The organism is Aureibaculum marinum, from assembly GCF_003813905.1.
In the GTDB taxonomy this organism is placed as follows: Bacteria; Bacteroidota; Bacteroidia; order Flavobacteriales; family Flavobacteriaceae; genus Aureibaculum; species Aureibaculum marinum.
The window spans coordinates 39,942-64,557 of record NZ_RPFJ01000030.1; the positions used below are offsets into that span (position 1 = coordinate 39,942).

Sequence of the window (24,616 nt, forward strand, 5' to 3'; positions counted from 1 at the left end):
ATTTTAAAGTCTGTAACTGATTCCTACTCTTGCTAACCATCCGAAATATGCGATTCTAGATATTCGGTTTCTTTCACCTTGATAACGAATACTTGGTTCATTTGTAAGGTTAGTAAATTCAGTAAATATTCTAAAATGTTTGCCTATTTTATAAGAGGCATTTGCATCAATTTGTAATCTTGCTAATTGGTAAATGTCGTCTTGTGCTTGGCTTGCTAAAGAGTTAATAAATGTACCATTATAATTTGCAGAAACTCGGGCTGTAAAGTTTCCAAAATCTCCAGCTAATGCAGTATTAAATGTGTGGTTAGCTTGACCAGGAAGAGATATTCCATCTCTATCTTGTGTAAATGCATCAGAAAAAGTGTACGTATAATTTCCGTCAATACTTAAATTTTTAAGGAATGAAGGTAAAAAATCTAATTGACGTACAAAATTTAATTCCACTCCAGCAACTTTGGCATTTTCACCATTTTGTTCTTGTTCAAATTTAAATCCTTGCGTGCTAGGATAACCAGGAAAATCTTCAGAAAGTGAAGGGTCAATTCTTGTAAACTGAAAATCATTAATATTTTTATAAAAAGCACCTAATGAAATAACTCCAATGTTGGAGAAGTATCGCTCTACCATAAAGTCTAGGTTAAACGCGTTTGCTGGAAGTAAATTAGGATTCCCTAATCGAAGTGTAATGGCGTCTGAATCAAAATTTACAAAAGGCACAATATCTACATAATTTGGTCGAGAATAGTTAAATAAAGATGAAAATCGTATGGCAGTATATTCGTCAAAACTATATTTTAATTGAAGATTTGGAAGAATAAAATCATAATCATTTCCTCCACTTATAGGAGATCCAGAAACATCTGTTCCAACTCTAAATACTTCAAAAGCATCATAATCTACTTTGTTTTTCTCATAACGGACACCGGCCAAAACCATTAGTTTATTAAATTGAATTTTTCCCATAACATACGCTCCAATAATTTCTTCACCTGCATCATAAGTGTCATTTAATGACAGTCTTTTAGCATCCCACGCATCATCTGATGTTGTTAGTAGTCGTCTATTGTCTTGAATGTAATTTTTAAATGTATTTCTGCCTATTAGTGGTCCAAACCTGTAATCTGAATATAAATAGGTTTCTGGTTCTTTACCGGAAAGCACATTTAAAAAAGCTTCTTCAGTTTTTATTAAATTATTAGGGTCATTAAAACTATACACATTATTGTTTCTGTATTTTGAGTTTCCTTGACTTCTGTATTTTCCTCCAAATTTAATGTAGCCGTTGTGTTTTTTGAAGAATTGAATATCTCGTTTAATGTCTATTTTGGCAACCATGTTGTCGGCATCACTAGTCTCGTAATCTTCTTCGTACCTTCTAAAGTCGCTGTAAAAAAAAGGATCGTACATACTTTGCTCACCGTAGGCTTGCCTGAAATTAGGTACGTCTGTAAAAATCCCATTAGGATTGTCAGCAACAATGTCAATTTCGTCATTTGCAAAATCACCTCTATCAGAATAAAAAGTTCGTTTAGAAGTAGAATAGAATCCACTCCAATTGATATTCCATAAAGCGATACTATGGTCTCCCTCTAAATGAAAGTTGTGGTTTTCTTTTAATTCGTCCCAAATATTAATGTCTCTTCGAATTCGTCCTTCAGAAACAGAGTCTAAAGTTTCATAAACGCTACCACTACGATCCATATCAAAACGTAAGCGATTTCGTACGTCTTTGTCATCTCTTTTATTATACATGTATTTGAATACAATACTGTTTTTATCATTGAATTGATAATCAAAAGTTCCAGTAAAACCAGTTCTTATTCTTTTATTTTGAGTAGTTCTATATTGGTAATTTTCCATGACCAGAGAACCTTCTCCTGTGTTGGTTATAGGTTCAGGTAATCCGGTCCATGTAGCATCTATTCTATCTTCAGAATTGTTATTTTCATAATAACTACCTCCTAAAATTATACCAAGTTTACCCATGGTTACATTGTTGGTTTTAAAAAACCTTTTGTCTATTCTTAGTTTATTAATAGAATTAATTTTTCCAGAAATATCATTATAACCTAAAGCTGTTTCTACTTTTAACACTAGGTCATATTTACGAGCTGTTGGTGTTTTTAAGTTTACAACACCTCCTATGGCATCTCCGTCCATATCCGGTGTTGGTGATTTAGTAATTTCCATCATTTCTAATTGATCAGCAGGAATAAGATCTAGAGCCTCATTTCTAGAACCGCCCTGTTGTACACTAGGTATTTGCTCTCCGTTTATTTGAATTGATGTAAAATGCTGAGGTGTTCCTCTCAAAGTTACGGTTGAGCCTTCTCCTTTATCTCTTTGGATATTAACTCCAGGAACACGTTGTAAAGCTTCAGCTACATTTAAATCAGGAAAGCGACCAATGAGGTCGGAAGAGATAACATTTTTTATATTATCTGCATTACGTTGGGTATTTAATGCTCTTTGTTTTTCTTCTAAACTAGATCTAATAGTAACTGTTTCTAATGCAAATGTAGAGGATTGTAGGTTTATAGTACCTATATTTTTATCAGTTCCATCTAATTCAATATCTATATGTTTACTTTCAAATCCTATAAAGCTTATTTCTAATTTATAAGAACCTTGCTTATTAGTGTTTAAAATAAACATACCAAAACCATCTGTCATTGCTCCTTTTATAATATCACCAGAAATATTAGAAAGAACAATTGAGGCTCCAGGCAAAGGCATGTCCGTGTTACTTTCCATTACTTTTCCTCTAATGTCAAATGTAGTTTGACCATGAAGACTGGTAAATAAAAGAATAAGTACTATTGATATTAAGACGTTTTTATACATAATTAAATAATTACAGTCAAAAATAAGATAAAGACCAGGAAGAGAATACCAAATATAATTTCTCTTCCGTGGTATTTTATCAGCTTTTTTAAATATGATTTTCTCGTAAATTTCATCGTATCATTTATGTGATTTATTTACGGGTACTAAGATTGTAACTATTAAATATTTACAGAGGTATTCTGGTTACATAAATGGGGTAATTTAGTTACAAAAGCTTTATTGCCTCTTTTTTTGTTGTTTATTTGATAAAAAGTGGTGTCTGTTTTATTGGTTTTGGTAATTTTTACACCTTCATTTTACGGAGATTGTAATTTGTTTTTACCGTTTTACAATTTTATTTGAGAATGGTTTGTTGTAGTTTGTAAAATAGTTTTTCTATCTTATTTTTTTGCATATGTACTATAAATAGTGCGTTGAAATGTTCCTCTTTTGTTTAATGACTGTCCTATAATTCGTTACAACTTCTTCTAATTAATATTTAGATATGAAAATTAATAGAGAAATAATTTTTTTTTACTAATTAAAAACAATATATTTGGCAAACCAATCTGGTAAACCAGTTTAGTAAACCAATCTGGAAAACCAATTTTTAATAATTAATAAAATAAAAATAATCTACCCAAGAGGTGTAATGTAAACCTACCGTAAAGGACTTTTTAGTTAGATTCTTATCATTTTTCTTTCCAAAAATTACTTTACAATAATTGTATTACTCAAATTTTTTTAATCTAACTTAAGTCAAATAATTATGATGAAAAACAAAGTAAAATTAGTCAGTGCTTTTTTTCTTACTTGTCTTTTTTTAACAACAGCTGTTGTTAATGCTCAAGAAAGAAGTATTACAGGGAAAGTTACTTCCTCTGATGACGGAATGCCTCTTCCAGGAGTAAATATTTCTGTAAAAGGGAGTACAATCGGAACCTCAACAGATTTTGATGGTCTATATTCAATTGATGTGCCTAGTGACGATGCTGTCTTGGTTTACAGCTTTATTGGTTTCTTGAGTCAAGAGGTGCCTGTAGGTACTCAAACTGAAATCAATGTTATTCTTCAGGCTGATCAGAATGAATTAGATGAAGTCGTGGTTGTTGGTTATGGATCTCAAAGAAAGAGTGATATTACTGGGGCGGTTTCTTCGGTAAAGTCAGACGAGTTAAATGCATTTCCTGTAGCAAACGCAGAGCAAGCATTACAAGGGCGTGCAGCAGGGGTTGTGGTTCAATCTAATAATGGAGGAGAGCCAGGAGCTCCAATAAGTATAAAAATTAGAGGAAACACTTCGATTAATGCAAGTAGTGCTCCACTTATTGTTGTTGATGGGTTTGTGGGTGCAGCTATGCCTCAAGCTAATGATATAGAATCTATGGAGATTTTAAAAGATGCATCAGCAACTGCAATATATGGATCTAGAGGGTCAAATGGTGTGGTAATGGTTACTACAAAAAAAGGTAAAAGTGGTAGATTGGCTATAGAAGTAAATTCTAACTATTCTATCCAAAATACCGCAGATAAATTAGATTTGTTAAATGCAGATGAATTTGCAGCTTATCAACAATCTATAAATTCAGGTTATGTACAAGGTTCTGCTGACACAGATTGGCAAGACTTATTATATAAATCGGGCAATACTCAAAATCATCAATTTTCTTTTTCAGGAGGAAGTGATAAAATAAATTTTTATGCTTCTACAAATTATTTTAAACAGGATGGTGTTATTATAAATTCTGAATATGAAAAAATATCTTTTCTATCTAATATAGATGCTCAAGTTACAGATAAATTAAAATTAGGTTTAAATCTTACTGGAAGTAGAGCAGATAAAGATGGAGTTCCTACTCAATCTACAGGTAGTAATGGTGTAAATGGTGGTGGAGATGATGTGGTATCATTAATGTTTAGATTTATGCCAGATTTAGGAATTTATGATGATAATGGAAATTATACGACTAATACTATTGGTGATAATATTGACAATCCATATGCAATTGCTAATGAAGCTATAGACGAAACGAAAACAGATAGATTTAGAGCAAACTTATATGCAAATTATGATATTCTGGAAAATCTTAGTTTTAAAACTACCTTTGGGTATAGTACAATTAATGAAACTGTAGGCTATTTTAGACCTTCTACTTTAATTGTTACTGCTGGAGGTGTAGGAGGAAGAGCCGGTATTGATAATAGAAGATCTACCAATGTGTTGAGTGAAAACTATTTGACCTATAAAACTGAGATAGGAAAAGGAAATTTAACTTTATTAGCAGGATATTCTTATCAAAAAACAACCACAGAAAGATTTTCTACAGGGGCTACTGGTTTTATTAGTGATAGTTTTTCTTACTATAATTTAGGGGGTAGTGAAGTTACAATTATACCAAGCTCATCTATTACAGAACAAGAGATTCAATCTCAATTTGGTAGGTTAAACTATGATTATGATGATAAGTATTTATTAACAGCCACAGTAAGAAGAGACGGAGCTTCTAATTTTGCTAAAAATGAAAAATATGCTATTTTTCCTTCTGCAGCTATAGGTTGGAAAATTTCAAAAGAAAGCTTTTTAGAAGATAGTGAAACTATTTCTAACTTAAAATTAAGAGCTAGTTATGGTGTGACTGGAAACCAGGCTATTAATCCTTATGAGTCTTTTTCAAAATTAAGTACTCTTTTTAGTGCGATAGATGGACAGGTAGTAGGTGCTGTTGTTCCAGATCAGGCGGCAAATCCAGATTTAAAATGGGAATCTTCGTATCAAACAAATCTAGGTTTAGATTTAGGGCTGTTTAATAATAAAATTTCTCTTTCTTTAGATTATTATAATATTGATACTAAAGATCTTCTTTTGGCAGATGCAAGTCAACCAGAATATTTAGGATTTTTGACCTTAGCAAGTATTAGAAACGTTGGTGAGATAAATAATAAAGGGTTTGAAATAGGTTTAAATACTAGAAATATATCAACTGATAATTTCAGTTGGACAACCGATTTTAACTGGTCTACGAATAAGAATGAAGTAGTATCATTAATTAATGGTATAGATGTATTTCTTGATGCTTCTCCAGGATACTTTAGTGTTTCTCGAACACACGTTTTAAGAGAAGGTGAAGCAGCAGGTGTTTTTTGGGGGTATGATTATCAAGGTGTCTACCAAGGTGGTGCTTTGCCAGCAGGTACAGCTACTCTTGCAGGAGCACAAGCAGGAGATCCTTTATTTAGCGATTTAGATAATAGTGGTGTAATAACTACAGATGATCAAAAAATAATAGGTGATCCTAATCCAGATTGGACAATGGGCTTTACAAATACTTTTAGATATAAAAATTTAGATTTAAATATCTTTTTTCAAGGTGCTTATGGTGGCGATGTATTTAATCTTACTAATGTACAATTGTACAATGGAGATTCGAATGCACTTAAAGATGTTTTAAATTCATGGACTCCAACCAATACAGATACGGATATACCACGAGCAGTGGCTAATAGAGGTAGAGAAATCTCTTCTCGTTTTGTAGAAGACGGTAGTTATTTGAGATTAAAAAACATAGCTTTAGGATATAATTTTTCTGAAGATATTGTTGAAAAATTAGGTATCGATAACTTAAGACTATCGGTTAGTGCTCAGAATTTATTAACGTTTACAAATTATTCAGGTCTAGACCCTGAAGTAAGTTACTTTGGTTCTGGAGGTGAGAGTAGTGGAGAAAGTAATACAACTCAAGGTTTTGATTTTGGAAATTACCCAACTATTAAATCTGTGAATTTTAGCCTTAATTTAAGATTTTAATAACTAATTAAAAAACATATATATAATGAAAACATATAAATATTTATTCTTATTGATAGGACTTTCGATAATTGGATGTTCAGATTTGGAAGAAGAGCCAGTAGGCTTGCTAGCACCTGAAAGTTTTTTCACCTCTGTAGATGATATACAGACAGCGGTAAATGGTTCTTATGGACACATGATGCACAGGTATTTTGTATCTAGAGAAATGTCAATGCCACTGATGTTACGTAGTGATATGGTAGACCTAAATCCAAATGGTCAAGGGGCAGAAAGAGTTCAGTTTAACGATGTAAATCTACTAGCAGATAATGCAAGTATTGAACAGTATTGGCCAAAAATATATCAAATTATCGGAGCAGCAAATGAAGCCATCGCTGGTGCAAAATTAGTAGATGCTGACGATGCTATTAAAAATCCAATAGTAGCTCAAGCTCATTTTGCTAGAGCATTTGCTTATTTTCATTTGGTAAGACAGTTTGGAGATGTTCCTTATTTGGACGAGCCTGTTACAGATTTGCAAGCTGCATCTACTGTAACTAGAACTCCAGCGGAAGAAGTATATGCAAACATTATTGCAGATTTAGAATTTGCTGAAGAGTGGTTGCCAAATACTCAAAAAGCTAGATCTATTCCTGCTAAGTCAGCTGCTCAATCATATTTAGCTTTAGTGTATTTGACAAGAGGAGAATTTCAGCAAGCATATAATTATGCCAAAGAAGTAATAGACAACGAAGGAACATATAATTTAGGGTTAGATCCAGATTTTCAAAATCTATATAATGAAAATGAAGATGCTTCTTTAGAGCCTATTTTTGTAATAGATTTTATTGGAATGACTGCTAGTGATGATTCTGACCAAGGTATGAATTATCAAGGACCATACACAGGTATAAGAAATGATGACCAATACGGTTTAGGTGGAGGTTGGTCTGTAGAAATACCTTCAATGGCAGTATATGATACTTGGGATGATAGAGATTATAGAAAAGAAGTTAGTTTTGACGATACAGCTGTTTTTGATGGGGTAGAAGTATCTTACGAACACTTTACTGATGTGAGTGTTGGTGGATATGCTAATGGGGTAGATCGTCCTCATATTGCAAAATATAATCGTCGTAATGGGAATTTATATGCTGGTGGAAATGGAAGAGGCTCAGAGCAAAATTATATGATGATGCGTTATGCTGAAGTGTTGTTGATTGCGGCAGAAGCTTTAAATGAAGTAAGTCCTGGAAGTGCAGAAGCTCATGGTTATGTTAATAGAATTAGAGAAAGAGCTAGAAATGGAGGTGTGGCTAATAACTTTACATCAAGTACTTTCCCAGAAGATGTATCTGGGTTGTCTCAAGATGACTTTAGAACTATGGTTTTAGAAGAACGGAGGATTGAACTTGCCTTTGAGTTTAAAAGATGGTATGATATAGCAAGAAGAAAATTAGGATCTGAAGTATTTAGTGCTTCAGGACTAGAAGGAGAAAAACCAACTTTTGATGCAAATAGAGATTACTTATTTCCTATACCAGTAAATGAGATTGTTAGAAATCCTAACTTAACACAGAATCCAGGGTATTAAGATGAGAAATTAAAATATTATTTGAGTTAGTTGAATTAAAGGCGTATTTACTTGTAAAAAGTAATACGCCTTTTTAGATTTATTAATTTACTATCTTTAAAAGAATTTAAAATTTAATTCAACTGTCCAGATGAAATATAACAATAAAAAAAACAATTTGTCTTTTGCAATTCAAATGTTTCTTTTGGTATCTATTTGTTTAACTTCTTGTAAAAAAACTTCTGATCATACATCTGAAAATGATTCTATTACTATAGATTCTTTACTAACAATTCGGTATCAAAATATTGTAAATTATCCTGTAAAAAATGATAGCTTTCCTAGAAGTTTAGATTTAATTTCTAATAAAATCAGATTGGTGAGTTCTAATGATTGGACAAGTGGTTTTTTTCCGGGTAATTTATGGCAATTGTATAAATTAACAAACAATACTATTTATAGAGACAAAGCAGCTGAATGGACTGCATTAATGGAAAATCAAAAATTTAATGCAGGTACTCACGATATGGGTTTTAAAATGTATTGTAGTTTTGGCGAAGGTTATGAGGTTACTAAAAATCAGAATTATAAGGATGTTTTAATTACTAGTGCAAACACGTTGATTTCTCGTTTTAATAAAAACGTAGGCTCAATTAGATCATGGGATTTTAACAAAGACATTTGGGAGTTCCCAGTAATCATAGACAATATGATGAACTTAGAATTACTATTTGAAGCAACAAAAATATCTGGAGATAGTATTTATCATAAAATTGCGGTACGGCATGCTAATACAACTCTTAAAAATCAGTTTAGAGAGAATAATAGTGTAAACCATGTTGTTGTTTATGACACTATCAATGGAAGTGTAAAAATGAAAGTGACGCATCAAGGTTTTAACGATTATTCTTCATGGGCTCGAGGGCAAAGCTGGGCCATTTATGGGTTTACTATGGCTTACAGATACACTAAAGATACTACCTATCTAGCTCAAGCGGAAGCTACTGCAAAATTTTTTATAGAACACCCAAATTTGCCTGAAGACAGAATTCCCTATTGGGACTTTAACCATCCTAATATTCCAAATGTACCTAGAGATGCATCTGCCTCCTCAATTATGGCATCTGCATTATTTGAACTATATGCTTTTACTAACAATAAAACATATCTCAATTTTGCTAACGCCGTATTAAGTAATTTAAAAACTACTGAATATATTTTAGATGCGGATATTGAAGCTCCTTTTATATTAAATCACAGTACAGGTAATGGCCCTAAAAATGACGAAATGGATGTACCCATAAATTATGCAGACTACTATTTTTTAGAAGCCCTTCTTAGAAAAAAAGACATCTAAATAATGTTTTATAGTAAAATAGACTTCAACGATTACTCTTTTTTTTAGAAATAATGGAAAAATCACTGAAGTCTATTATAAGTTATAGTAAAGGAGAAAAGTTTAATTTCTAACTGATTTTACAATCTCAAGAGCTTCTTTTACTTTATTTTCTAATCCTTTAAAATCTTTATTTGCTAAAATATCTTTTGATATTAATTTAGAACCCATTCCTACGCAAGTAACACCAGCATCAAACCATGCCTTTAGATTTTCTTTTGTAGGTGAGACTCCTCCAGTTGGCATAAGGTTTGTCCATGGTTGAGGACCTTTTACACCTTTTACAAATTGAGGTCCATAAATATCACCTGGAAATAATTTTACAATTTCACACCCCAATTCTTCAGCTCTTGTAATTTCTGTTAATGTGCCACAACCAGGAGACCATAGTACTTTTCTACGGTTACAAACTATTGCAATGTCTTCTCTTAATACAGGCGTTACTATAAAATTAGCTCCCAATTGCATATATAATGATGCTGCTCCTGCATCAGTTACAGAACCTACACCCATTATCATTCCAGGCAATTCAGCAATGGCATACTTTGTTAATTCGCCAAATACTTCGTGAGCAAAATCACCACGTGATGTAAACTCCATTAGTCTTGCACCGCCATCGTAACATGCTTTTAATACTTTTTTACTTAACTCAATATCATTATGAAAAAATAAAGGAATCATTCCTGTATCTTTCATCGCTTGAGCTACTTCTAATCTTGAAAATTGTGCCATTTTATTGATATTTAATCGTTTAACTGTTCGTTTTGTTTTTTTGTTGTCTAATTTTGTTGATATTTGATAAAAATATGAATACTAGCGTCTGTCTATTTCTGCTCAATTAACTCCAGTTTAGTATTTTCTTAAAGTCATATTCCTCTGGATTAGACACATATTTTTGAGCTTGAGTGTAATCTTTTTCATGAATAAAGAAAAGATTATTAATAAATAATTGAGCCATATCAGAATTAATATTGACCAATCTTGGAGGAATTTTACCATTTTCATCTTCAAAATCTTTTAAAAATAAAGGGGTAATATCTCCTCTTGAATTTGCACTTACTATACAATCAGAAATACCTTGGTCAAATAGTTTTTTTACGCCAATTCCTAACAGCGTACATAAGGTTAAATCAAATGCAATAGGGTTACAACATCTTAATTCGTATCCTATTTCAACGGGTCTAGATTTTATATCTAAGCCTAATTCTTTTAGCTTAATTTGTAAAAGATAATTAAAAATATGAGATTTACTAACATTTCCTAATTCCGGATGGCCATGATCATCATAAGTGAAATTAATACCTGAATTTATAATTTCAGAATTTTCCATAAAATGAAAAACACCTTCACTTATTAATGCAACACCATATTCAATTCCTTTAATTTTACATTTAATTATTGAAGAGATAATCATATTAATTATCTTATCAAATGTAATTGTTGTTTTATTAAACATTTCAGGTATTATCATCATTTGAAAATGGCATGCGGAAGCAATACCAAAAGCTAAATGACCAGCTGAGCGTCCCATGGCAGAAACTACGAACCAATTTTCACTAGTACGAGCATCTTCATAAACCGTATTTCCAATGCGAACACCCTCATCTTTAGCGGTATGAAAACCAAAAGTAGGATTTCTATCCGGAAGTGGTAGATCGTTATCTATTGTTTTAGGAACGTGAATATGTGCAACTGTTAAGTTTTGAGTTTGAAGATATTTGGTTAATCTATTGGCGGTAGATGCGGTATCATCACCACCAATAGTAACCAATAATTTGATATTGTTTTTTTTGAAAAAATCAGCTTTAAAATCACTGTCTTTAGGCTTAAATCTACTCATTATTAGTGTAGACCCACCTCGACTAAAAATTCGATCAGCATGGGCAAAATCAAATATTTTTACATCTGGATTATCGGATAATAATCCTTGATATCCGTGATGAACACCAATAACCGTATAACCATCTTTAAGAAAAGTTTTGGCTAAGGTACTAATCACGGTATTAATTCCAGGAGCTGGACCTCCTCCACAAATGATTGCTATAGATTTTTTCACAACGTTAGCTTATCTTGATACTCTACCAGAAGCATCTCCGCTCATTAATTTTTTAACTTCATCTATACTAGATAGGTTAGCATCTCCTTTTATGGTATGTTTTAAACATGAGGCAGCAACAGCAAAATTCAATGCTTTTTGGTCATCTCCTTTGTATTCTAACAATCCATAAATTAGTCCCCCCATAAATGAATCTCCACCTCCAACTCGATCTACAATGTCAGTTATTTGGTATTGTGGCGATTCAAATAATGTTTTTCCATCATATAATACGCCCGCCCAAGTGTTGTGAGATGCTGATATAGAACCTCTTAATGTAGTAATTACTTTCTTTGCACGAGGAAATTTTTTCAGCATTTGATCACAAACAGATAAAAATGCTTCTCCTTTTACATGTTCTCCTTGAGTAGTAATATCTAAACCTTCTGGTTTGATACCAAAATGTTTTTCAGCGTCTTCTTCATTACCTAGAATAATATCACAATAAGAAGTCAATTCAGTCATAATTGCTTCACGGTCGCCTCCATATTTCCACAATTTTTGACGGTAATTTAAATCTGTTGAAATTGTAAGTCCTAATTCACTAGCTACTTTTACTGCTTCTAAACAAGCATCTGCAGCACCTTGAGAAATTGCAGGAGTAATACCTGTCCAATGGAACCAACCAGCACCATCAAAAACTTTATGCCAATCAACCATGCCTGGCTTTATTTCAGCCATTGCAGAATGTTGTCTGTCATAAACAACTTTACTACCTCTGTTTACTGCACCTGTTTCTAAAAAGTAAATTCCTAAACGGTCACCACCCCAAATAATATTCTCACAATTTACACCTCTTTTACGCATTTCCATCATGGCACATTCGCCAATATCATTTTTAGGTAAGCGAGTAACAAAATCTACTGGAATACCATAATTTGCTAAGGAGACTGCTACGTTTGATTCTCCACCCCCATAAATAACATCGAAAGAATTTGCTTGTGAAAATCTTAAAAATCCGTGTGGAGCTAATCTTAACATGATTTCTCCAAAAGTTACAACTTTTTTCATTTTTTTAAATTTAATTAGTTAAGTTTAATTTGCTTAATCGTTTAAGCAAAAAATTAAAATAAAATCAAAACTCCATTAATATGCGATAAGTTTTGATTATACGAACAAAGGTATTACATTTGTTTAAACGATTAAGCAAATATATAAAATATTAATGACAAAAAAGAAAACTACTATAAAAGATATTGCGAACGTTTTAAATATATCTGCTGCGGCAGTTTCTAAGGCTTTACATGACGATTCTCGAATTAGTGAAAAAACTAAAAAAGCAGTAAAGCAAGTTGCTAAAAATCTTAATTATCAACCCAATCATTTAGCAAGTGCATTAAGAAGTGGGAAGAGTAATTTAGTAGGTGTTATTGTTCCTAGAACTAACAGTAATTTCTTTTCATCAGTTTTGCAGAATATTGAAGAGGTATTAAACAAAGAAGGATATAATATTATTATTACGCAATCAAATGAATCTTATAAGAAAGAATGTGATAATATAGACACTTTATTATATACACAAGTTGATGGTATTATTGCTTCTATGGCTAACGAAACGGTTGAATTAGATTATTATGAAAAAGTTAAATCAAAAGGAATTCCTTTAATATTATTTGACAGGGGAGAGAATGATTTAAATGTTGATTATATTGGTATAAATGATTATGAAAGTAGTCATTTGGTAGTTAATCATTTGGTGGATAACGGTTGTAAAAGAATCGCTCATATTGGTGGATATAAACGTACAAGAATTTTTAATAATCGTATTAGGGGGTATATAGATGCACTTAAAAAACATAATTTACCTTTAGATACTGAATTGCTTACCGAAAGTGGCTTAACCATAGAAGATGGAAGAGAGAAGATGTATCAATTACTAAATTTAAAGAAAAGACCAGATGCTGTTTATGTTGCAGGAGATTATGCTGCTTTAGGAGCTTTACAAGTATTAAATGAAGAAAACATAAAAATACCTGATGAGATTGCGTTGGTAGGGTTTGGCAACGAACCTTTTACTGATATGGTTACTCCAAGAATTACTAGTGTTAATCAACATAGTGAAGAAATAGGAAAACAAGCAGCACTTACATTTTTAAAATACAATAAAGAAAAAGTTGTAAAACAAAGTTTAAATAAAATTATTTTAAGTGCTGAATTAATAATAAGAGATTCTTCAAATAAAAAAGCCCTACTTACATAAAGAAGGGCTTTTTAAATACATGTAATTTGTCAGTAGGTTGTTATATACCTAAAGCTTGACCACCACCAATTTGTATTGTTTCAGCAGTGATAAAAGACGCATCATTACTAGCTAAGAAAGAAACTACAGAAGCTACTTCTTCTGGTTCTCCTAATCTTCCTAATAAAATGCTATTTTTCCATGTTGCAAACACTTCAGGTTTTGTAGATTTAATTTGAGCATGGAAAGGAGTATCAATAGTACCTGGCGATACTGCATTAACTCTAATTCCGTATTCCGCTAAATCTTTTGCTAACGCTCTCGTAATTGCATGAACACCAGCTTTAGATGTACCATAGATTCCTGCTCCTGGTCCACCAGCATTCCAAGCAGCATTGGAGGTATAATTAATAATTGTAGAATTTTCTCCTTTTTTTAAGAATGGAATGGCTGCTCTTGAAGCAAAAAATACTGAATCAAGGTTTAAAGCCATTACAGCTCTATAAAATTCGGTTGTCATTTCTTCAAATCTAGATCTACCACCTAAACCACCTGCGTTATTTACCAGAACATCAATTCTACCGTATTTTTCACCTATTTTATTGATGTTTGAAGTTACTTCGTCTTCGTTAGTAACATCAAATCCGTAGTATTCTGCAGTTATTCCTTCAGCTTCAAGTTCTTTAATTCTTTTCAATCCGGCTTCGTCTTCAATACCATTTAACACTACGGTATATCCATCTTGTCCCAATCTTTTAGCTACTTGAAACCCAATTCCTCCTGTAGCTCCTGTAATAACAGCTACTTTTCCTTTGTTTTTACTCATTTTTAATTATTTTAATTTATTTATAATTATGTTATATTCCTTTTTTTATAGGTTTAACTATAGGAATCAATATCCATACACTGGCTAAAGTTAATATAGCCAGAGCAGCTCCAATAATAAATGCGGGTGTGTAATTGCCACCACTTGTTAACCAAGGCACTAAATAGGTTAAACCAGCAGCTGTTAATTTGGCAGCCATACCTGAAAATCCAGCTAAGGTACCCACTGTTTTTCCACTAAACAAATCACTTGGTAAAGTTTGAACGTTACCAATTGTTGTTTGAAATCCAAATAGAATAACAGCCATTATAATAACTGCAGAGGTAGGTCCTCCAGGGTTTGCCATAGCTATAAGTGCTGGCAACATTATTAAACATCCAATTGTAATTACTACTTTTCGTGTTTTGTTAATATTCCAACCGGCTTTTAATCTATTTTGAGCAAATAATCCACCAAACCAAGCTCCAAACATTGCACCTACATAAGGAACCCAACCATATAGTCCAATTGACGTAACGTCCATAGCATAAACTTCATGCAAGTAGATTGGAATCCAAAAAACAAACAACCACCAAATTGGATCTATAAAAGCGGATGCTAAAATTACTCCCCAACTTTGTTTATGACTAAGTAGTTGACCAGTATTAGGGTTGTATTGTTGGTCTGGTGTTCCGTCACCATCAAAATCCTCATTTTTTTGACCTGTTAAAATATATTCACGTTCTTCATCGGTAATCCAAGGATGACTTTTGGGTGGAGCTTTTACTAAAATCCACCAAGGAATTAGCCAAAGTAGACCAGCTAAACCGATTATTATAAATATTGCTTTCCAATCAAAAATGATTGTTAATGCTGCAATTAAAGGAATAGATATAATACCGCCTATAGCGGCTCCAGAATTAAAAATACCTTGAGCCAAAGCTCGTTCTTTTGTAGGAAACCACTCTGCATTTCCTTTAGTTGCTCCAGGCCAGTTTCCAGCTTCAGAAATACCTAATATGGAACGAAATATACCAAAGCTTAATATACCTTGAGCAAAAGCGTGTAGAGCTGTAGAGATTGACCATACACCAATTGATAGCACAAATCCCATTCGAGTTCCAACCCAATCAAAAATTTTACCAAATATTGCTTGTCCAAATGCATAAGAGAAAACAAAAATAATTGATATAAGAGCGTAAATTGCCTTTGTTTCATCAGGTGTATGTCCAGGGTATAGTTCTTTGGCAATTTCTGGCCACAGAACACTTAATGACTGACGGTCAATGTAATTGATAATTGTAGCTAAGGCAATTAACGCAACAACCCACCAACGTAATCCTTTTATTTTCATATGTCTATATTTAGTTAATATTTGATTTTATAATCTCTTAAGGCTTTGCGTAAATAATTAAAATTGCACTCTCTACTTATCAATTAGCATTTTCTGTGTGTAATTTTATTTAGTTTTATCGCTATAACAATACTGATATAACATTTTAAAATGATCTTTCATTTTTTGTTTTGCTAATTTTGGATTTTGATCTTTGATAGCTTCATAGATGTCAATATGTTCTTGAATTGCCATAACGGCTTGGTTTTCATCGCAAACATGATATTTAGCAAAGTTTGTTATAATTTCTGGCGTAATAAGCAACATTAATGTGTTTAATGTACCATTACCACTGGCCGTTGCTATAGCAAGATGAAATAATAAATCTTCTTGTACAGCATCTTGACCATTCATTACTTTTTCTTTATAAGCATCAAGAGTTTCTTTTATTTGATCTAAATCCTTTTCCGTTCTTCTTGTAGCCGCTAAGCCTGCTGTTTTTAATTCTAATAAAATTCTTGTCTCTACTAAAGATTTAAAATCAGGATCTTCTAAGCTTAAAATACTGTCAATCATCCCATTCATTGCTGTAATTCCAATGTGTGCAATAAAAGTTCCACTTTGTGGAATCGATTTTAACAACCCATAGAATTCTAATTTTTGAATGGCTTCTCTTACATTATTTCTACTTACTTTAAACCTTTCTGATAACATACGCTCAGAGGGTAATTTTTCACCTGGTTCTAAATTCTTATAATTAATTAAATCTCTAATTTTCGAGATTATCGAATTTTGAACTTCTTGATTTTCGTTTTTTGCAATTACTTCTAAATTCATTGATTACTTTATTTGGTTAACCAGTTTTCAGTTTTTAAATTTATGAAAAACTCAATAACTAGCAGTCAACATTAATTATTTAGTTTTTACCAACCATAATCTTAATTAAGGTTTGTAAAACTTTGCAACAAACTTACTTAAATATATAAACTCAAGAAGTTATTTTTACCATTAATGATAAACTTGTAATTCATAATATTTTATTCTCGAAAATGATCCTTCATCTGTTGTTGATAAATAATTTCCTGCTTTAAAATAATTTTCAAAAATGTTCCATTTTTGTATGTTAATATCGTTATAAATAATAGTTTCTTTTTCGTTTAAGGTTACTTCCATTTTGCCTTCCTCAGCTTTAACTTCTAAAGAGAATTTTTCGAAACCAACATATTCAGAAAATGTATAACCTTTATCATCACTCCATGCGTCAGTTTTTAACAGTTCAATATCTGAAGCATTTACATCTTTTAAAACTTTAGTTTTTACTCTAATTTTACCATCAACCCAATAGATTTTAAGCATTGGAGGTGCATTATTATCTTTTTGTCCAATTAAATCGCGTTGCTCATCTGTTAGTCTCCCATGAATTTGCATAACAATTGTTTTATGATAATCTCCATTAGAATCTTTAGATATTTCATCCACAGATAACACTCCTTTTATTTGGCCTCCTTGTTTAAATGTCCAATTGGTATTGTTACTACCTGGTACCATTTGTTCTCTCAATTCTGTTCTAGAGTACGAAGAATTTGCTGTTGATGCTCCAGGATAGGTATAAAATACTAAGGCCCCATTTACAGAGTCATTGTAAAAAAATGGCTTTAATATTTCATTAGTACCATAATCTAAAATATCTGGAGGTTCAACTTCTGTTGGATTACCAATAGGTAATGTTACTTTCCAATGACTAAGGTCTATGTTTGGGAGCAGATAATCTGTCCTAACATCTTTTTCTGAATCTTCGTTAGTATCACTGTTACAAGATAAATTGAGAACAGAGCATATGCCAATGAACAACAAAAACAATACTAGTTTTCTATATTTACATTTGATTTTCAACATTCTATTTTAATGCTCTATACTTAATTCGTAAAACTTCACCTTTGCATAGGAACCTTCATCTCTACTTTGAAAATAATTTCCAGCTTTAAAATAATTTTCAAAAACACCCCATTTTTTCATGTGAATATTCTCATATACTTTATAGTTTGTTTTATTTAATATAACCACCATTTTTCCATCCGAAACTTTTATTTCTAATGTAAATTTGCCAAAGCCTACTTCATCTTCAAAAGTGTATCCATCATCATCGCCCCATGCGTCTTCATGAAGCATTTCCTCATAAGTTGAAGCTAAGTTTTTTAACACTTTTGTTTTAACCCTTATTTTACCATTTTGCCAATAGATTTTAAGAATAGGGGGGGCGTTGTTATCCTTTTGTCCAATTAAATCGCGTTGCTGATCGGTTAAACGACCATGAATTTGCATAATTATAACTTTGTGATATTTTCCGTCTTTATCTTTAGTAACCTCTCCCATAGCTAATTTTCCCTTCATTATCCCCCCTTGTGCAAAAGTCCAATTTACGTGATCATTACCAGGAACCATTTGTTCTCTCAATTCTGATCTTGAATATTTGGTGTTTGCTGTTGTAGAACTACTCGGATATGCGTAAAAAACTAAAGCTCCACTCAAAGAGTCATTATACATGTAAGGTTTTAGTATGTTATTATTAGCATAATTCAAAATTTCTGGCGGTTCTACATTAATTGTTTTCCCTTTTCCTTCTCCTTCTGGAATAGTTACTTTCCAATGGCTTAAGTCAATATTGGGTAATTTTATTTTCCTTTTTTTCTTTTTCTTTTTGGTTTCAATGTTGATATTTTTATTTGAAACGCTGCTTTTTTGTGCTTGACAAGCAGCGTTTACAAATAAAAATGCTATTAATAAAATAGTAGTTAATATGTTTTTTTGAATATATTTCATTCTAAAAATTATCCAGCAGGATATACTTTAACATTATCTACATAAAGCTCATCATTTGTGATGGCATAAATCCAAATTGCAATTTCACCAGTTGCATTTGAAGTAAATACTTGTTTTACAACTTTAAAATTTCCTTTTCCATTAGCTTCGTCACCAACGAGTTGAACTAGAGGAGTACTGTTAAGGGCATCGGCTCCATCTTCAAACCAACCATCTAAAATTTCAACAACAACTCGATCACCACCTTCAATATCGTCTTTGTCTGTTTTAATAGCATAACTATATTCTAAAATATAATTTGTATTTGGAGAAACTGTAATTGCTTGGTAAGCATACCTAGTATTGCCACTTAAAGAAGGCCCCGCAGAGGTACCGCCCGTCCATTTGGCACCAGGTGTTTTACTTGCTCCAGAAGGTGTTCCATCATAATTATTTGGATCGCCATCTGAACTGGCATTAAAAGCTTTTGTATTTCCTTTAGTGTCATCTGAAAATTTTGATGGTTTCCAGTTGCTTGTTCCTTCACTAAAATCTCCATTTAATATTTCTGGAACAATTGCAAGAGGTTCTTCAGGCTCAACAACTTCAATATCCATTGAGAAGGTGTCTGATTTTCCTAGTTTATCTGTGGCTGTTAAGGTAACAGTGTAAGTGCCTTCATCAGGGTAGGTATTGGCTCCATCAACGTCTGTAGAGGTATTGCCATCTCCAAAATCCCAAAGATAGTCTGTTGCACTAGATGAGGTGTTGGAAAAATCATAGGTTAAAAAATCTGATGTTTCTGTAGCTTTAAAACTAGCTACAGGTGGTTTTAAATCTGGTTTTGAATTAGCTTCAGCTAAATCATACGACAAAGCGTCAATTGTAGGATCACAAGATGTAGTCAAAAGAAATGTAATAAGAACCAAAGTACTCAAACATAATTTTGATACAAATTTTATTAAATGATTAATTTTTTTCATGACTTTCATGTTTTAATTTATCTTAATTATAGCCTGGGTTTTGATACATTACACCATTACTTAAATTTATTTCATTTTGAGGAATGGGCAGTAATAGATCTGTGGAAGTGTAGTTGAATCCATTTGCAGTTGCAAATTCTGAAAGAACAGCTTGAGCCTCTCCAAAACGAATCAAATCAAATAATCTATGATTTTCAAAAGCAAATTCAACACGTCTTTCTACTAAAAGAGCTTCTTTAGTAAGCTTAGTAGGGCGATCATTTATAGGGTCATAACCTGCTCTAATACGAACCTCCATATATGAGTCAATAGCATTGCCATTTGTGGTTTCAGAAGAACCAGCTAAAATGGCTTCGGCATGCATTAACAATACATCAGCATAGCGTAGTACAATCCAGTCATTACCTGCTAATTGAGGTAAGCCTGTAAATGTTTGTCCATCACTTCCTCCAGTTTCCCCATCTGGAAAATATTTTGCAACTTGATATCTAACAGTTCCTCCAAAAAGGGTAAGAGGATCTTCTCTGTAAGAATCTTCTATTCTATTACCTCCGTAGGTGTCAATTGCAGCAACAACATCTGTAGTAGCATAATTTACTCCACTGGTATGACCAACGGCATTCATCCATTCTGCGGAGAATATTTGACTGTTGTCTTGTACACTACTGTTATACCCTATAGCAAAAATAATTTCCGAATTTAATTCTGAATAAAATACATCGTGAAAATCATTTTGTAATGCAAAATCATTACTATTAATAATTTCTTCGCATAACACTTGTGCTTTGGTATAATCAGGAGTTTCTAACGTTAAATAAACCTTAGCTAATAAGGCTTGAGCAGCAGGTTTTGATGCTCTTGTTTTGTAAGAATTATCCAAGCCAGAAACTGCGGTTTCTAAATCGCTAATAATTAGTTCGTAAATTTGATTAGTACTGACTCTTGTATATTGTATTTCAGTTTCAGCAGGAGTAATAACACGATCTATTAATGGTAAATCTCCAAATAGCCTAACTAAGTTAAAATAAGCATAGGCTCTTAAAAATTTAGCTTCAGCTTCAATAGTTTTTGCTCTTGCACTGTTTTCTACAACATCTAAATTTTCTAAGATAACATTTGCTCTATAAATAGCTTGAAAAAAACTAGTATAATAATTTAGAACAAAATTGTTTGTAGGAAGTACATCAAAACTTTCTAATTGACCGGCATCAGAAGCATCTTCTGAGTCGGGTGTTTTTGTACTGGTATTATCGCTTCGCATTTCGGTTACATAAAATTCCCACTGTACACCATGATTATCATCTTTACTACTACTATTAATACCTTGAACTGCGGCGTATGCACCAATTAAGCCTGTTTCTAATTCTTCAGCCGATGAATAATAATTATCGGTTGTAATAGAAGAGCTTGGTACAGGTTCTAAATAGTCACTACACGAAACGATTGTAGTTATGACTAAAATTAGAGCTATATGTTGTAAATATTTCATAATATTATTTGTTAAATCGTTAAAAAAATGATTAAAAATCTAAATTTAAACCTAGAGAGATAGTACTGTATATTGGTGATCCACCTCTTTGATATCCATATTGTGTTGGACTTGTTTTGTCTAATGCTTCAGGATTCCATCCTGTGTAATTGTCAGCAGTTTTATAAATTAAATTCTGACCTGTAGCATAAATTCTTAATCCTGAAATACCTAATTTTTCAGCAGCATCACTTGGTAAGTTATACCCTACATTTACATTTCTTAATGCAATATATGATGCGTCTTGTATCATGCTGTTGGTAAAATATTTATCTACCAAAAACTCTGTGTTAGTTGCGGAGTCAAGTATAGTTCTGTTATTGTTATGGCTAAATAAATAATGATCGGCAATATTTCGTACCTCTGCACCATGAGATCCTTGAAACATAAAAGAGAAATCGAAATTACCAATGTTAAATTCATTAGTGAAACTCCAAATTAACTCAGGGTAAGGATTTCCTAAAACAGTTTTATCTTCGTCATCTAGTACACCATCACCATTTAAGTCTTTTACATATACTAATCCAGCTTGAGCACCAACGTGTCTGTAAGGTCTGTCTCTATCTTCAAAATCAAGTTCTTTATCTACTACATACCCATAATATAATGATATTGGTTCGCCTTCTAAGTTAATCCATTCTGCAGGTCTACTTGGGTCTAAACTTGTAATTTGACCATCAGAGTCAGCAAAATCAACTAAAGTGTTTTTATTTGTTGTAGCTATAAGTGTTGAGTTCCAATTAAATTTTTCAGAAGCTATATTTTTAGTTCTTAATTCTAGCTCCCAACCTTCATTTTTTACTTCTCCCAAGTTTACTAAAGCACCAGAAAAACCAGTAGTTACCGAAATAGGATTGTTAAGTAATAATTGGTCGCTGGTTCTTCTGTACCAATCTAATGAACCTGATATTCTATTATTTAGGATACCGAAATCAATACCAGGATTAATTTCTATTAAGCGTTCCCATTTTAAATCAGGATTGGCAATGTTTAAAGGAGAAAATCCAGCTTGCACACTACCATCAACCACATAGCTAGAATTAGCTGCACCCAATAAGGCTAAATGAGGATAATAATCTACAAGAATGTTCCCTGTGCTTAGTACAGCAGAACTACCTTGTGCATCGGGGTCTGTAGATCCAGTATTTAAACGGTCATTCCCGGTTACCCCATAACTAGCTCTTAGTTTAAGGATGTTTATAAAGTTGCTTTCGCGTAAAAAGTTTTCACTTGATATATTCCAACCAATCGAAGCCGCGGGAAAATTACCATATTTATATTCAGAACCAAAAATAGAACTTCCATCACGTCTCATACTTAATGAAGCTAAATATTTATTGTCATAAGCATAAGTAACCCTTGATACGTAAGAGATTCCTCGTTTTTCCCATTCAAAACCATCAAATTCTGAAATGGCTGTTGCATTTGTAATTTGTTGTACTACATCATTAGTATATCCAGTACCTTTAAATCCTGAAAAGAAATAATTTCTACTTTCAACAGAGGCACCTACAGTAAGGCTTACATCGTGTTTGCCAAAAGAATTGTCATAATTGAAAAAATTATCAAAAATTATATAATTTTCTTTTTGAGAAATTTCTTGCATATAAGCATCGGTAATACTTTCTCTAGCTTGAGTTCCCATATAATCTATTCTTTTAGTGTCGTTGTAAGAACCTGCTAATGTGGTTTTAAAAGAAAGATGATCAGTAATGTCATATTTACCATAGAAACTACCGTATAATTGAAATTTTTCATCAGATCTATTTCGCTCAACAATTCTAGCGTATGGATTGGCATTGTTACTATTACCTATGTTATTAAGGATGTCATCAATTTCACCATCTCCATCCATATCAAAAATGGTGAAATGATCTTGTCTAGCGTAGTCACCTACTTGTATATCTGCATAGGCACCATTAGGATCTACATATTTGAGTGACTCTTCGGTATGATAAATTGGTAACCAAGGTTGATGTCTAGCTACGTTATGAATGTTTTCAGAAAATCTTCTTCGGTCAGTAAAAGAAGGACTAAAACTACCACCGATGCTAAATTTGTCATTTATTTTACTGTCTAGTTTTAAACGGGCACCATATTTTTTATAGTTATCAACTAACATTACACCTTCATCATTTGAATAGTTTAAACTAACAGTATATTTTGTGTTGTCATTACCACCTCGAAGTGATAAGGAATGACTTACAATAACCCCTTGTTCAAAGAAGACATCTTGCCAAGATCTATCAGTACCAATCTGTAATTGAGCTTGGGTGTATGGAGATAGTACTCCGTTTTCTGCCATTTGTTGTTCTGCCCATTCAGCAGTTGTAAAACCGTAGGCGTCACTTTTTCTAGGAGTTTTTATACCAGTAAACGTGCTATAATTAATTCTTGTTTTACCAGAAATACCAGATTTCATAGTAATCATTATAATACCGTTTGAACCTTTAGAACCATATATGGATGAAGACGCTGCATCTTTTAAAATTTCAAAAGACTCAACGTTGTTCATATTTAGTGAGCCCAAAAAACTTGCATCTACAATTACACCATCCACAACAATTAAAGGTGTAGAATCACCAGCCATAGAACCAACACCTCTAATGGTTATGGTTGGAGCAGCACCTGCTTCACCATCAGTAGCTTGAATGTTTACCCCAGAAACTTGCCCCACCAATGCATCGTCTACTCTTGAGGTAGCAATTTGGTCTAAATCTTCATTAACTACTTTAGATATTGACCCTGTTACATGACTTTTCTTTTGCGTTCCGTATCCTATTACAACAACTTCTTCTAATTGGTTGTTGTCTTCAACTAAAGATACATTTATGTTTTTTTGATCTGTAATGGTAAATACCTGAGTTACATATCCTATAAATGAAAATTGTAATATGTCACCACTTTTAACTTCAATAGAATAAAGACCGTCAAAATCTGTTGTTGTTCCTTTATTGGCACCAACAATTAATACAGTTGCACCTGGAATAGGAGTGTTGTCATTCTGAGCTGTAACTGTACCTGTTAATGTATAACTTTCTTGTGCAAATAAGGTGATATTTGCAACTAAAGCTATAAATAGAGCTAGTTTAGTTTTTAATTTCATATTGATTCATATTATGTTCGTAATTATTTGATTAGTTCTTGTTATTCTGATATGAGTTTATATACTCATTGAATTTATAAAATGACGTCTCTATAATAGATTCAAATGGACTAAATAATTTGTATGTATTAGTTTGAGTTGTCACTTTATTAGTTAAATTTTGATTCAAATATGATAAGCACTGAGTTTTATTTTAGTCAGAA

The 24,616-nt window shown here is 32.4% G+C and carries 16 protein-coding genes; 4 read left to right on the forward strand and 12 right to left on the reverse strand.

Features of this window, described 5'->3' with window-relative positions:
- Positions 1 to 3 precede the first annotated feature (3 nt).
- Complete coding sequence (locus EGM88_RS12775) at positions 4 to 2,847, reverse strand: TonB-dependent receptor (RefSeq protein ID WP_123898819.1); 2,844 nt, start codon at positions 2,845 to 2,847, stop codon at positions 4 to 6.
- Positions 2,848 to 3,598: 751 nt separating this feature from the next.
- On the opposite strand from EGM88_RS12775, the gene EGM88_RS12780 reads away from it, so the two are divergent.
- The 3 genes from EGM88_RS12780 to EGM88_RS12790 all read left to right on the forward strand — a co-directional run bounded on the left by EGM88_RS12780 (position 3,599) and on the right by EGM88_RS12790 (position 9,546).
- Complete coding sequence (locus tag EGM88_RS12780; protein WP_238988442.1) at positions 3,599 to 6,634, forward strand: SusC/RagA family TonB-linked outer membrane protein; 3,036 nt, start codon at positions 3,599 to 3,601, stop codon at positions 6,632 to 6,634.
- Between the two features lie 25 nt (positions 6,635 to 6,659).
- Positions 6,660 to 8,210, forward strand: a complete 1,551-nt coding sequence (locus tag EGM88_RS12785; protein ID WP_123898821.1) for a RagB/SusD family nutrient uptake outer membrane protein — start codon at positions 6,660 to 6,662, stop codon at positions 8,208 to 8,210.
- A gap of 130 nt (positions 8,211 to 8,340) precedes the next feature.
- Positions 8,341 to 9,546 carry a glycoside hydrolase family 88 protein gene (locus EGM88_RS12790; RefSeq protein ID WP_238988443.1) on the forward strand — a complete coding sequence of 402 codons (1,206 nt, stop codon included), beginning with the start codon at positions 8,341 to 8,343 and terminating at the stop codon, positions 9,544 to 9,546.
- A 102-nt stretch (positions 9,547 to 9,648) separates the two neighbouring features.
- Here EGM88_RS12790 and EGM88_RS12795 read toward each other — a convergent pair whose 3' ends face one another.
- The 3 genes from EGM88_RS12795 to EGM88_RS12805 all read right to left on the reverse strand — a co-directional run bounded on the left by EGM88_RS12795 (position 9,649) and on the right by EGM88_RS12805 (position 12,691).
- Entirely contained in the window at positions 9,649 to 10,317 is a 669-nt protein-coding gene (locus EGM88_RS12795; RefSeq protein ID WP_123898822.1) for a bifunctional 4-hydroxy-2-oxoglutarate aldolase/2-dehydro-3-deoxy-phosphogluconate aldolase, read from the reverse strand.
- A 106-nt stretch (positions 10,318 to 10,423) separates the two neighbouring features.
- Positions 10,424 to 11,641 carry a 6-phosphofructokinase gene (locus tag EGM88_RS12800; RefSeq protein ID WP_123898823.1) on the reverse strand — a complete coding sequence of 406 codons (1,218 nt, stop codon included), beginning with the start codon at positions 11,639 to 11,641 and terminating at the stop codon, positions 10,424 to 10,426.
- Positions 11,642 to 11,650: 9 nt separating this feature from the next.
- Positions 11,651 to 12,691: a sugar kinase gene (locus EGM88_RS12805; protein ID WP_123898824.1), complete on the reverse strand. Its 1,041-nt coding sequence runs from the start codon at positions 12,689 to 12,691 to the stop codon at positions 11,651 to 11,653.
- Between the two features lie 154 nt (positions 12,692 to 12,845).
- Here EGM88_RS12805 and EGM88_RS12810 point away from each other — a divergent pair, with 154 nt between their 5' ends.
- Positions 12,846 to 13,880 (forward strand): LacI family DNA-binding transcriptional regulator, encoded by a 1,035-nt coding sequence (locus EGM88_RS12810; RefSeq protein WP_123898825.1) that lies wholly within the window; start codon positions 12,846 to 12,848, stop codon positions 13,878 to 13,880.
- Positions 13,881 to 13,920: 40 nt separating this feature from the next.
- Here EGM88_RS12810 and EGM88_RS12815 read toward each other — a convergent pair whose 3' ends face one another.
- The 8 genes from EGM88_RS12815 to EGM88_RS12850 form a co-directional block, all read right to left on the reverse strand.
- Positions 13,921 to 14,685: an SDR family NAD(P)-dependent oxidoreductase gene (locus EGM88_RS12815; RefSeq protein WP_123898826.1), complete on the reverse strand. Its 765-nt coding sequence runs from the start codon at positions 14,683 to 14,685 to the stop codon at positions 13,921 to 13,923.
- A gap of 31 nt (positions 14,686 to 14,716) precedes the next feature.
- Complete coding sequence (locus tag EGM88_RS12820) at positions 14,717 to 16,018, reverse strand: MFS transporter (RefSeq protein WP_123898827.1); 1,302 nt, start codon at positions 16,016 to 16,018, stop codon at positions 14,717 to 14,719.
- A gap of 105 nt (positions 16,019 to 16,123) precedes the next feature.
- Positions 16,124 to 16,834: a FadR/GntR family transcriptional regulator gene (locus EGM88_RS12825; protein WP_123898828.1), complete on the reverse strand. Its 711-nt coding sequence runs from the start codon at positions 16,832 to 16,834 to the stop codon at positions 16,124 to 16,126.
- Between the two features lie 171 nt (positions 16,835 to 17,005).
- Positions 17,006 to 17,893, reverse strand: coding sequence for a polysaccharide lyase family 7 protein (locus EGM88_RS12830; protein ID WP_123898829.1), 888 nt, complete (start codon positions 17,891 to 17,893; stop codon positions 17,006 to 17,008).
- A gap of 6 nt (positions 17,894 to 17,899) precedes the next feature.
- Positions 17,900 to 18,817, reverse strand: coding sequence for a polysaccharide lyase family 7 protein (locus EGM88_RS12835; protein ID WP_123898830.1), 918 nt, complete (start codon positions 18,815 to 18,817; stop codon positions 17,900 to 17,902).
- Between the two features lie 8 nt (positions 18,818 to 18,825).
- Positions 18,826 to 19,779 (reverse strand): PKD domain-containing protein, encoded by a 954-nt coding sequence (locus EGM88_RS12840; protein WP_123898831.1) that lies wholly within the window; start codon positions 19,777 to 19,779, stop codon positions 18,826 to 18,828.
- A 22-nt stretch (positions 19,780 to 19,801) separates the two neighbouring features.
- The gene (locus EGM88_RS12845) at positions 19,802 to 21,268 is read right to left on the reverse strand and encodes a RagB/SusD family nutrient uptake outer membrane protein (RefSeq protein WP_123898832.1); all 1,467 of its coding nucleotides are present in this window, start codon (positions 21,266 to 21,268) and stop codon (positions 19,802 to 19,804) included.
- 31 nt (positions 21,269 to 21,299) lie between these two features.
- Positions 21,300 to 24,413: a SusC/RagA family TonB-linked outer membrane protein gene (locus tag EGM88_RS12850; protein ID WP_123898833.1), complete on the reverse strand. Its 3,114-nt coding sequence runs from the start codon at positions 24,411 to 24,413 to the stop codon at positions 21,300 to 21,302.
- Positions 24,414 to 24,616 lie beyond the last annotated feature (203 nt).

Bases quoted from the DNA above. Each gene is read 5' to 3' on its own strand.
- EGM88_RS12815 (WP_123898826.1), bottom strand. From the start codon at position 14,685: ATGAGTAAAAACAAAGGAAAAGTAGCTGTTATTACAGGAGCTACAGGA.
- EGM88_RS12820 (WP_123898827.1), bottom strand. From the start codon at position 16,018: ATGAAAATAAAAGGATTACGTTGGTGGGTTGTTGCGTTAATTGCCTTA.
- EGM88_RS12810 (WP_123898825.1), top strand. From the start codon at position 12,846: ATGACAAAAAAGAAAACTACTATAAAAGATATTGCGAACGTTTTAAAT.
- EGM88_RS12840 (WP_123898831.1), bottom strand. From the start codon at position 19,779: ATGAAAAAAATTAATCATTTAATAAAATTTGTATCAAAATTATGTTTG.
- EGM88_RS12790 (WP_238988443.1), top strand. From the start codon at position 8,341: ATGAAATATAACAATAAAAAAAACAATTTGTCTTTTGCAATTCAAATG.
- EGM88_RS12835 (WP_123898830.1), bottom strand. From the start codon at position 18,817: ATGAAATATATTCAAAAAAACATATTAACTACTATTTTATTAATAGCA.
- EGM88_RS12830 (WP_123898829.1), bottom strand. From the start codon at position 17,893: ATGTTGAAAATCAAATGTAAATATAGAAAACTAGTATTGTTTTTGTTG.
- EGM88_RS12795 (WP_123898822.1), bottom strand. From the start codon at position 10,317: ATGGCACAATTTTCAAGATTAGAAGTAGCTCAAGCGATGAAAGATACA.
- EGM88_RS12775 (WP_123898819.1), bottom strand. From the start codon at position 2,847: ATGTATAAAAACGTCTTAATATCAATAGTACTTATTCTTTTATTTACC.
- EGM88_RS12845 (WP_123898832.1), bottom strand. From the start codon at position 21,268: ATGAAATATTTACAACATATAGCTCTAATTTTAGTCATAACTACAATC.
- EGM88_RS12825 (WP_123898828.1), bottom strand. From the start codon at position 16,834: ATGAATTTAGAAGTAATTGCAAAAAACGAAAATCAAGAAGTTCAAAAT.
- EGM88_RS12780 (WP_238988442.1), top strand. From the start codon at position 3,599: ATGATGAAAAACAAAGTAAAATTAGTCAGTGCTTTTTTTCTTACTTGT.
- EGM88_RS12785 (WP_123898821.1), top strand. From the start codon at position 6,660: ATGAAAACATATAAATATTTATTCTTATTGATAGGACTTTCGATAATT.
- EGM88_RS12805 (WP_123898824.1), bottom strand. From the start codon at position 12,691: ATGAAAAAAGTTGTAACTTTTGGAGAAATCATGTTAAGATTAGCTCCA.
- EGM88_RS12850 (WP_123898833.1), bottom strand. From the start codon at position 24,413: ATGAAATTAAAAACTAAACTAGCTCTATTTATAGCTTTAGTTGCAAAT.